9 protein-coding genes are annotated in these 11003 nt (G+C 58.0%); 1 reads left to right on the top strand and 8 read right to left on the bottom strand.

Features of this window, described 5'->3' with window-relative positions; translation table 11 throughout:
* Positions 1-180: 180 nt before the first annotated feature.
* From EN808_RS30645 to EN808_RS30605, 8 genes are all read right to left on the bottom strand, one after another.
* A complete protein-coding gene (locus tag EN808_RS30645; protein ID WP_135917784.1) occupies positions 181-477 on the bottom strand; it encodes a hypothetical protein in 297 nt (98 codons plus the stop codon).
* A 75-nt stretch (positions 478-552) separates the two neighbouring features.
* Positions 553-891: a hypothetical protein gene (locus EN808_RS30640; RefSeq protein ID WP_135917783.1), complete on the bottom strand. Its 339-nt coding sequence runs from the start codon at positions 889-891 to the stop codon at positions 553-555.
* 367 nt (positions 892-1258) lie between these two features.
* The gene (locus EN808_RS30630) at positions 1259-2539 is read right to left on the bottom strand and encodes a restriction endonuclease (protein ID WP_135917781.1); all 1281 of its coding nucleotides are present in this window, start codon (positions 2537-2539) and stop codon (positions 1259-1261) included.
* Positions 2536-5043, bottom strand: coding sequence for an AAA family ATPase (locus tag EN808_RS30625; RefSeq protein WP_135917780.1), 2508 nt, complete (start codon positions 5041-5043; stop codon positions 2536-2538). The genes EN808_RS30630 and EN808_RS30625 overlap by 4 nt, the downstream gene beginning before the upstream one ends.
* 94 nt (positions 5044-5137) lie before the next feature.
* On the bottom strand, positions 5138-5560 hold the full coding sequence (locus EN808_RS30620) for a hypothetical protein (protein ID WP_135917779.1): 423 nt from the start codon (positions 5558-5560) through the stop codon (positions 5138-5140).
* 115 nt (positions 5561-5675) lie between these two features.
* The gene (locus tag EN808_RS30615) at positions 5676-6089 is read right to left on the bottom strand and encodes a PD-(D/E)XK nuclease family protein (protein ID WP_135917778.1); all 414 of its coding nucleotides are present in this window, start codon (positions 6087-6089) and stop codon (positions 5676-5678) included.
* A gap of 14 nt (positions 6090-6103) precedes the next feature.
* Positions 6104-6367, bottom strand: a complete 264-nt coding sequence (locus EN808_RS30610) for a DUF4258 domain-containing protein (protein ID WP_135917777.1) — start codon at positions 6365-6367, stop codon at positions 6104-6106.
* Positions 6368-6425: 58 nt separating this feature from the next.
* On the bottom strand, positions 6426-9797 hold the full coding sequence (locus EN808_RS30605) for a TM0106 family RecB-like putative nuclease (protein ID WP_135917776.1): 3372 nt from the start codon (positions 9795-9797) through the stop codon (positions 6426-6428).
* 79 nt (positions 9798-9876) lie between these two features.
* Between EN808_RS30605 and EN808_RS30600 the strand changes: the two genes are divergently transcribed.
* Positions 9877-10872, top strand: coding sequence for a WYL domain-containing protein (locus tag EN808_RS30600; RefSeq protein WP_135917775.1), 996 nt, complete (start codon positions 9877-9879; stop codon positions 10870-10872).
* The last annotated feature ends 131 nt before the right edge of the window (positions 10873-11003 follow it).

Raw genomic sequence — 11003 nt, 5'->3', positions numbered from 1 at the left:
GCTGCCGCTGGGCTTTCGGGGGAAGTAGTCGAAGGCAGGCCTGAAGTGTGCCATCGTCAATGCGGTGGTCGGCCGGCCTCGCACCGTTCAGCTCTCGCAGAGGTTGCCTCAGCCAAATTCGGCGAGGTCGTCGCTTGAGACGGCGACCGTCCATCCGACCGCCCCAGCCCAGGTCGTTTGCTAATTCTCGAAGATGGCTGCGGCGGCCAAGCGGTTGTCGACCTGCAGAAAGATGCTGTGCACCCGGTCGTGCAGCGGATGGTCCGACGGGAGCCCCAGATGCTGTTTCTGGCGCAGCAGGGGCGCCTTCCACTCCGCTTCCGAAGCAGGACAGGAACGGCGTGCGTCTCCCTTGTCACCAATGAAGTAGATGAACAGCAGGCGAGCCGCGACCTGCTGCTCGTGCAGGAAATTCAACACGGCGAGGCGATTGGCAAATTGGTAATATCCGTTGAGCCAATTCCTCTCGTTCGGCACGCGCAGCGCTTGTTTCGCCCTGTCGATGGTCGATGCGATGAGATGGCGGCCGCCCCTGTCCGATGCGGTGCATTATCAAATCAGTTCCTGCTCGTTGGCTTTCGCTTCGACCAGCAACCATTCCCATGCTCCCGCAGTGCGGACCTTACCGAGAGCATCCCAGTTGGGCGGATTGCCACGAGCCGGCCAGACTGCACGCCAGGCACGTTGCAAATCCTCGCGATCGTCCAGGAACCGGAGACCCTTCCATTCGCCGTCGTTCCACGGCTTGCCCGTGTCAGGTGGAGCATCTAGCCACTCGATCTCTTCGGCTCCGGTTGCTTTGGCAACCGCCTCGTTCAGCCTGTTTCGATGGCGTCCCATATACCGAAGCAGGTGAAATTCGCTTCCGTATTCGATATTCATTACGCCCATGCCGGCCAATCCCGTTGGTGATGTTGCCAGCCCAAGCCTAGCGAACCAAACGGTGCGAGCCTAGCCAACCAAGAACCCGCACGATGTCGCGGGGATCGCAGCGCGTTGCCGTTTCGGACCCTCGAACAGAAAGCCAATGCGAATAATAACGCAAGCGGAAAAGCTTTTGGAGACGGTGAGGTAAACCTTTGTCTGGTTTGGGAAAGCCATCGAGGAGTGTGGGGAGTGTTAACTTGAGACGGTTTGTGGGGCAAGCACCCGGATACGGGAGAAGATATCTACGTTTACAGAGGGCGCTTTGGGCCTAACCTAATGTGCAGAAATATGAGGGACGCCAAGCTCAGACGGAGAGCCGTCAGCGTTCCCGTTAGAAGTCAGTAATTGCCCTCAGCCGCTCGCTCAACATTTCGCTTCTTCCAATGTCGATTGTAGCGGTTTGCAGCCAGTTGCTGCATCCGGTGACTTGGTGCACTGCGTGCACTCCTTCGCTGTTTTTCACAGCGGCGTGATGAGGGTAGAGGAGTGTCAGCCGATCGCATTTGTAAAGCTGGCCATAAGCCATCATTTGATATACGTCACCCTGCGACACGCCTTGCCTAGCATCATCAATGCTGGCGGCGATTCGCTTCCATTTCGTGTCGATGATTTGCACGACCTCGTCGCCGCGCTTGACCAGGATGTCCGGCCGCGTCTGGAACAGGCCACGTCGGTCTTCGGTTTCGAGGCAGTAGAGCCGTCCACCTTGGCTGACCGCGCGGAGATCTGTGTCCACCAGCGCGCACTTCAACATTCGGGCGACATATTCCTCGAACAGGGTGTTCATCTCGAACAGCAGAGAGAAGCCGTCGCTGCTACCGGCAGAGGTCGTCTGGAATCGCTCACCAAGCAGCAGGCGAGCGAGATTGAGCAACTCGCGCCAGCGGCTGTTGGTCCGATCAAGCACAACTTCGTCCCAGCGCAGGACCGAGATAGGCACATCCGATATATCGGCATAGGCGAATGCTAACTCGCGCAATCGGCGCCGGTTGTCGGCGGTCCGTGCGATGCGAACGAGCCGGGCAACAGCAGCCTTCATGATCCGGTTGAGGGCAGTATCGGCGGTCAAGGAGTCATAGCGACAAGCCAACCGCGATGGTTCGGCGGCGAGTATCGTGAATTGCCGCGTCACGTCGAGTCCTCCGCGTAGCACGGGCAGATCATCTGCGTGTTCGACATAGCGCCGCGGCATACCCTGCCGGACAGCATCGACCAGCTTCTCAGAAAACAACCGGATCAAGATTTCGAGCAGCGTCTCTTGCTGCCAGTCAAGCGTCGTGACTTGCCCTGCATCGATCTTCAGGTCCAGTGCGACGGCGAGCATGTGGACGAGACGACGGCGGATGCTGCCGGTCATCTCGGGGCCATCCTCGCCTGGAAAGTCGATCTTGGGCAAGATTTCTATCGCACAGCCTTCGGCAGCAATTACGCCGACAACCCCTCTCGCACGAAGCTGCTTGCGTCCATACTCAAGGACACCGCCGCCGCCCCGGCCCGCGAGCGGCGATGCCGCCGCAATCGCAGCTATACGATCGGCTGCCTGGACTGGGATTTCATCGGCCGCCTCGCCGTAGCTTATCGTTTGCCATTCGAGGATTGTGCGGCGGATCATACGGCTGCGAAGTCGTCATAGGAAAAAGCATCGCGGACGCTCCACCGATAGCGAGGCGCGACATCCTCATCGCTCGCGTTTCCCTTGGGTGGCTTTAGCCGACGCCGATCAATGAAACCACCGTCACGGTCGCCCTCGCCGTTGTGCCCGTCACCGAGGACCGCGGCGACCTTCGACCAATCCTCATAGAAGTACTCGGTGAGCAACGGGATAACCTTGTGCCGCATCACCTCATCGACATCGGCGCGGGACTTGCAGTTGATGAAATAGGCGTGGCCGATCTGATGCTCACGATCAAATAGATACTCGATGCGCTCGTTTATCGAGGCGAGTAGCATTCGAAGGTCAATGCCTTCCACCGTGTGGAGCAACGAAGCGTTCGGCATAAGTTCGCGAAACTCGAATCGGCGCCGGAGGGCGGTGTCAAGCAGCGCGATCGAGCGATCCGCGGTGTTCATCGTCCCGATGATATGGAGATTTGCGGGCACACCGAACACATCACCCGAGTAAGGCAGTCGAACCTTCAACGCATTGGGCTGGCCAATGCGCTTGTCCGGCTCGAGCAACGTGATCAGCTCTCCGAACACCTTGGAGATATTGGCACGATTGATTTCGTCTATAATCAGCACAAACGGCTCGGGCGCGTCGGTGCCCGCGTCCTGCTGGCTGGCGATATAGCGTTCGAGCGCAGGTACGTTCAGGTCGGCGTCGGTTAGCAGATAGATCGATTTCTGCGTGAAGTTGCGCGCATAGATCTCGCTCACGGGCACACCGACGCGATCCACCCACAGCCACCGAACCGCGCGACGATGTGCGTAACTCCCACCTTCGCGCGGAACGAACTGATAGTTTCCGGTCACCTCGCCGATTGCACGGAACAGGCTGTTACCCTTGGACACAACCATGATGTCGCCGGGCTTGACCCAGTTGCGAAAGATGAACGGCATCTGGACTCGACCGCTCATGGCGTTGGGTTCGCCACCTTCCCGGACGCCTTGTGAGCGCACCGCCTCGATGATGGAGTTGCGATCAGCAAAGCGATCATCGCTCCAGTCGATATCCTCAAAGCCGAGCAGTGTGTATCCACCCGTGATCGCCTCCTCGAACAGATGGGCATCCTCGGGGTTGGCCGCCTCCCCAATCGACATCTTGAATACTTGGCGGCTACCGATGGAGAACTCCACATCGCCCGGTCCCGTGCTCGTCTCCGCACGCCGCGCAAGTCGGCGGAATACTCCTTGCTCAGGCTTCAGCTCGAAACCGGCGGTGCCATCCTCGCTCGCTTGCGTTGGCCGAAGCCCCTCGACGAAATCCTCATACGAAATCGACTGGTGAAAGGTGACGAACTCAATGCGACCGGCGTCCGACAAGCGACGGTAGGCCACCATCAGTTCTTCGCGGTCTTCGGGCACTGGTTCACCGCAAAGTCGGAGGGCCTCCGCTGCGGTAGCGAAGGTTTTGCCGGTACCAGGTGGCCCGCAAAGAATCAGATTCGTTGGTTGAGCCACGTATTGGTCCATTTCATTTTGAGGTTCAGGTCGCTTGAACATATCGCGACTGAGATTAGTCGCTTGCCCAAGTTCACCCTGCGGTGGAACTCCGATTTGCTTGGCGATTGTCGGATCAAGCTCATAGCGTACAAGTTTCTGTTTTCCGTATGCGAGATAGTTGACCGTGCCGCCGCTGACGGATTGGACTCTCGCGGGCCGGCCGTCGACGAGCATGGCGCGTGCAACCTCGGCGATGGTGGTGACTTCTACGGCCTCGTCCGCCTTGTTGCTCGCACCCGGTGGCTTGATCCGATAGGCGGAGCGCCCCGTTTGGCGATTGTGATTCAAGACCGGCTTGAAGGCAGCTCCGACTGCATCGAACAAGACAAAAGGCTTAGTCGATCCTCTAGCGGGGCCGACGTCCCTGCTACCCGCTTCGTTCAAGCGGAATCGGAATACCGTCGCCGAACTTTGATTCGCGCCGATCCGTTCGGGCGGCTCGACGTCTGCTATTTCTAAGAACTTCGGGCCGGTAATAGCTTGGCAGATGTTCGGCCATGCTTGATTGAGGCCAAGCGCCTCATTGACGTCGCGGACCAACAGATCGACCGTTTCTGCATCGCGTTCCCGTGCAGTTTCAATATAGTGTTCAAGCACATACTGGCGGATACGATCGGCATCACGTTCTCCCCGTGGTTCACCGCTCAAGAACTGGCCGTATTGGCCGAGCCAGGATCGCCAGCTCGATAGCCGGTCATAGGGCTTGTCCGACTTAGGCATGAGAATTTTGTATTCGGTGCCGCCGGCGGCGAAGTCCTCGCGCATATCCTTGAGCCTCTGGCGCAGTTGTTCAAAGCGATCGGCCTTCCACGCGTCGTCGAGGTCGGCATGGGGCAAGCCGAGTGCTGCTAGATTGCTTTCGATCGTACGAACGGCATAGGCGCGAGTGTTACGTCCAGTCTCTGTTTTTGCGCCACCAGTCTCAAGCCACGCTTTGAATGCCTCTTCCCTCACTTAACCCTCTCATTCGTCCCGCAAATTTTTAGTCTGTATCAGTCGGCTCCCTCAGGCGCACCCTGGGAGCCGCCGAGCAAGCAACAAGACCATTTTATCTACCAGTTGCCGTGACCTTTGCCTCCCGTTGCAGCAGGAAATTGAGCAACAAAGTTGCGGCGGTCAAAGCCTCTCTAATTCCCTCATCAGTGATGCGGCTGAAATCCGACGGAGCGTGCGAAACAGGCATGGTCAGCACTCTCGTGGAGCCCAGCGTCCGAATCACCGCGTTGCTCAGCTTGGTCCTTGCGTCTGGCGTCAGATCACCGTCCTCAATAGCGCGAGCCGAAGCGCCGGGCCAGAACGACAGATCAACTGTGGCCTTCTTGATCTTCCAATCGATTGTCACTTTCGGCGGGAGAGCGCCTTTGAAGATGACCCAGCTTGAATTGCTTCCCTTCCCGGTCGGAGGTTTCATTTCCAAGGCAGGAAATTCACTGCTCGCAATACCGTAAATACGCTCCCACAGTGATGTCACGGCAGGCGCTTCGACAAGAATGTACGAGGATCGGGCTCTTTCGATGGCTCGCCTGATCAGAGATGCTCGGTGCAGTGCCCCGGGGGGTACCCTCCTGCTCGATTGCTGCGGCAATTTACTCGTAAGAGACACTGGCATCAAATGCGGAGACGGAAGGATTTAGACTTGCAGCGTAGGACTTAGGCGCCGCAAGCACACAACGGGCCATACCGTGGGAGCTTTCCAACGCCTGCGTTCTTTCCCGATAACGTTCCGCCTGGCGAGGTTGGAAACAGGCATCTATTTTGTTCTCGATTAGAAGAACCCCTTTTTGCCCGTTTATCTCAATTGCTGCGAGCACATCGGTTTCACCAGATTCGTCAAACACCGATAAGCGGCAATCAACAAATCGCACGAGACCATGCAAATCCAGCGCACGTGTGAATAGATTTTGGACGCCAGAGTTAAATAGAAGTTCCTCCTGCAACAGCACGTCGATGTCACGTTCGTAAAGGCGCGGGAGAATTTCGGACGCGGGCTGCGGGTTCATCTATAAACTCTCATTCAGAATTTCAGCCGGCCCAACCGCTTTCCCGCGGTAATCATATGGCCATCATCGCTGATAACAAGATAAGTGTTGAGGCGGTCGGACACCTTAGCATAGCTCCGCCCGAGCTCGGCCATGGCGCGAGATCGGGCCTTGCCGTCCATGAAATACACATCCGCCCCGTGGCGGCGCTTCCGGCGCCCGTAGGCCAGCAGCGTATCAACGACTTCCGGCCTGATCCCCCGCTGCTGACAGCGGGCTTCTGCATGGCGCGTATACATTGATCTATCCTCCTTCCCTGGTCACCTGGAGGATAGGAGTGGGGGGTGCCATTTCCTGTCATGCCGCTCGCTCTTTCGAGGTGATCGGGGATCCTGAATCCATCTGACGCCTGCTGTATTCCCGCAGGGCGCAAAGCGTGCTTACGAGCCGCATCTCGTGAACGTTGTTGCATTGGACCTCAAGGAGCCGTGGGCTCGCAAAAACCAACGCAAGCACTTGCGCCCGCGAAACCGCGACGTTGATCCGATTGAGGCTGAAGAGGAAATCGACGCCACGCGGGATTTCATCCGCCGACGAGGTGGTCATGGACACCATGCAGACAGGAGCTTCCTGCCCCTGGAACTTGTCGACGGTTCCGATCCGTGAACCAGGAGGAAGCGATCTTCTCAGGGCGTTCACTTGTGCGTTGTAGGGCGCAACGATCAGGATGTCTTGAAGCCTCAGGCTTCTTTCCTTGCCATCACGATCACGGAACCTCACTCCGATGAGGCGGTCCATTTCGCGGCGGATAGCATCGATTTCCTCGACAGCGACCTGTCTGTTACCGGTGTGCGGAACTTCCACAAAATGAACACCTGGGGATCGATTGGCATCTGAGATGATCGCTTGTCTGGCGGCGCCTTCATCTGAGGCGAGCCGGCTTTCATAAACGATGTCGGAGATGAACCGGCACACGTCAGGGTGCATCCGGCGTGATATTGGCAAGAAAATGCCCATGTCGGCCGGAACAGTGTTATGCCCGGCAAGCAGATACTCGAGGGACGACAGCCCGCTTTCTCCAGGATGCGCACCCTGAATCGGCAGAGGCAACTGCATAGGATCGCCAACCAGCACGATGTTTTTGGCACAGGTGCCCATCGCAACGATGTTCGCCATCGAAACCTGGCCAGCCTCATCGACAAATACATAGTCGAAAGTCTGTTGGAATTCTGGCCTTGAGAGCAGCCAAGCCGTCCCGCCTACCACTGAGGCCGTGATCAACTGACTGTCTTCATTTTTGGACGTGACGTAGATGGAGCCATACGGGTCGTCGAAGCCATCTCCCCCCTTCTTTGCTATAGCGACGGCTGTGCCGGCTTCGTTGGCTCTGTCGACCACCGCACACAGCAGATTGTCGATGGCCTTGTGACTGTTCGAGGCGACTGCAATCCGCTTCCCTCGCTTGACCAAATCCAGGATAGCGCAGGAACTGACGTAAGTCTTTCCGGTGCCGGGTGGTCCCTGGACGGCCACTGCGCTTCGATCGAGGTCTCCGACCGTGATAACGACTTCCGGGACGACATCTGAAGACGGATCGATGATGTTCGTCAGTCTACCCTGGCTCAGAAAGCGAGGTTTGGAACGCTGTAAGAAATCCAGGATTGCCGGGAACTGCCGATCATCCCGAATGATTGAGGCCACCGCGCGTTGAATGGCGCCTTCGATGGTCCGGGTATCCAGCGGTCCTGCAGGAACCAGGGACGTCGATTCGGGTGCATCATCGTAGCGGTTCATTGAAAACTGCACGACCGCGCGATTGCTAGTTCGATCTATCTCGATCAGCTTCGCAGAAGACGGCAGGCCGTCCACCTCGATATGGCAATCTCCCACGTCGATCTTCGTCTCCTGTACCGGAAACGCGTAGGTGCGCTGCCAATAGCTGCCGACAACAGCCGTTACCGAGACAGCTTCCAGCCCACCGAGGCAGTCGAGATCATCCACCAGTTCATCCGCCTCCCTCCCTATCTTGTCAAAGATCGACCACCAGGCCGGCTTCTTCTCTCGCGGGTGGAAGTAGCTCAGATCAAATAGCAAGTCGGCCAGCCGATCCCCTAGTTGCGCACGAACTGGCTGGAGCCTTTCCCGCAGTTCGTCCGCGGCCGCCTGCTCGGCAGCAACTCTCTCAAGATTACAGCCGGCGCCTTCGCCCGCCCCACCGGGATCCCGCCATTCCATGTTTGGGGGACGCACCTCGGCTATTAGCCAGTCGCGGAGCAGCTGCGTGGAGATGCAGTCAACCCGGTTGTAGTCGCGGATTTCATCGAGAATGCCTTGGTCGCCCGTCTCGCGCCATTTTTCGTAGGCGACTACGCTGCCACCGGCGGTTTTCACCTCGCCGGTGCGTGCTTCCATGTAGAAAACTTCCAGGTTCTTGAGCGAATAGCGCGATTCTGACGCTATTAATCCACCCGAGACAACGCTGTAGAGATCGACGAACCTGTTTTCCCTCAGCATTTGATCCAGCAGTGCCTCGCCGACACCATGAGTGCTGGTCAGGTGCCGCAGAGCAGAAATTTCGTACGCGGCGTAGTGATAGATGTGCGCCCGTGGGAACCGGCGGAGCCGATCCTCGAAGAATGCCATCAGCCGCCGCAGTGCTTCCTTCTCTTGTGGGTGATCATGAGCCCAGAAGTCCTGGAAAGTACCGGTACCATGCTCTTCGAACCACACCCCATGCAGATATTCCAAGCCGCCTTCGTAGAACGGGTCGCCTTCGATATCGTAGAAAAGATCCCCTTGGTCCGGTTGCGGAAGCAGCGCCAAGCCACGAGCGGGATCGTAGGGCTTCAACTCGAAAGTTGGCGGGCCCCCAGCTCGTCGAGCCGTTTGCAGCCGAGCCTGGGTCCTCAGTTTCGATAGCGTTGCCTCGGCAAGTGTTGGCACCCGAGTATCGCACTGACCGAGCGCGGCCATTGTCGTGATACCGGCCGCAGTCAGCTTGTTGCGCTGGGTCCTTGAGATGCCGGCCACCAAAGCCAGGCTGTCCGTTTCTTGCCAGTGCGTGGTGCAGTCTTCACGCCAGCGGCAAAGTCCGCACATCTTGACCGGATCGGGCGACATGTCGTGGGGATCGGCCACGAAGTCTTCCAGCCGCTTGCGTGCATGGCGAGCAAAGGCAGCATACTCCAGGAGCCGGAAGGAAAAACGCTCGCCATTACCCAACTGGATATGCGCATGTTCCGGCTCGACCCCTTGGGCCTCTGCAAGCAGGTCCGAATACAGAACAAGTTGCAGGACATGTTTCGGGTCAGGCTTGCGCTTCAGCTTGGTGTCGACCACTTCATACGAGAACGGGCCGAGCAGCGAGGGCTTGTCCACCTTGATGAGGAAGTCGGACCAGCCGCCCCACGGCGGAGAGAAAAAGGCTCCTTGGAAGAGGACGTCAGGGCCCTCGAATAGCGCTTCCCGGGTCGCCTCAGCCGCAACAGCTAGGTCTTTTTCCCGGCTGAATTCAATGATCCGCAAACCGTTGTTCCGGAGCTTCGAGAGATAATCCGCTTCGTGAACGTCACCGTAATGCTGGAGGATCTTCGCATCCTCCGTGTCCTCCGCAGGCAGCAACGGCTCGCCCTGTAAGTAGCGCAAGTCCATCGCCGTGGCATGAACGCAGCCCATGAACCGCATCAGGTCCGATGCGGACAGCAAGATATTCTTGCCTTCCAGTTTCATTTCACTCCCCCACCCAACGCATAATAGAACCGTAAGCACTGATCGTGACAATAGCTGTCACCCGGATTGGTGAAGATCGATGTCATTTGAGAAGGCGCAGCAGCTGATTGAGCTTGCAACGTATGTTGCAGCCCGAAGAATGGGCGTGACAGTTGACGATGTCGGGGAGCGGTTTGGCGTATCCAAACGCACGGCGCAGCGGATGCTGCATACGCTCGAAGGTCAATTTCCCGATACCGAACCCACCTTCGAAGACGATGGACGTAAACGTTGGCGATTGCAGACGGGAGCCTTGCGCGATCTGCTCACGCTTACTCCCGATGAACTGGCGGCCCTGGATCTCTCGATCGAGACATTGGAACGGAATGCTCAAGGTTTGGAGGCCGAGCAACTCCGTTCTCTCCGAGAAAAAATATTGGCGCTGGTGCCGCGCAATCGGATCGCACGTCTGGAAACTGACCACGAAGCATTGCTTGAGGCGCAGGGTCTCGCTGCTCGCCCGGGGCCTACGACAAGACTGGCGCCGCATGTGGGTCCGACAATAGCAACGGCGCTAAAGGGATCGCAGCGGTTGAAGATCGCCTACCAGTCCCGCGGGTCAGCGACATCAACCGAGCGGGTGGTCGAACCTTACGGTGTGTTGATCGGAATCCGACGCTATCTGGTGGCCAGGCCAACAACCGATCGCGCGGGTCCGCTCCGGCACTTCGTGGCTGAGAGGATCGAACGGGCGGAACTGACCGGCGAGGTTTTCGAACGTGATCCCGACTTCGACATTCATGCGCACGCGCGGAAGGCGTTCGGAGCTTTTCAGAACGACAGTGAGTTTGGCGAAGTCATCTGGAAGTTCAAGCCTGACGCGGCGCCGCACGCACGAACGTTCCTGTTCCATCCGGCTCAGATCCTGGAGGATCAGTCTGACGGTTCACTGATCGTGCGTTTCTGGGCGTCCGGTCATATGGAGATGTGCTGGCACCTCTACATGTGGGGAGACAAGGTAGAGGTCATCGCGCCGGAGGCCCTTCGCAGAATGGTCGAGACGCACCAGCGCTCTGACTTTCCCTCGCTTCCCTAGAATGCGCTTTCCCAAACAGCTTTGAACCGCGGGAACTACACGATCCGCGGCTGGTGACAGGTTCTGTCATTAGCCTGTGGAAACCTGAAATCGTGAGGGATTGGCAGCCTAGCCAGAAACCTAAGCGCAGC

Origin of the sequence: Mesorhizobium sp. M8A.F.Ca.ET.165.01.1.1 (assembly GCF_004792065.1) — a bacterium.
Lineage (GTDB): Bacteria > Pseudomonadota > Alphaproteobacteria > Rhizobiales > Rhizobiaceae > Mesorhizobium.
This window is presented reverse-complemented; position numbering and strand designations above follow the sequence as displayed.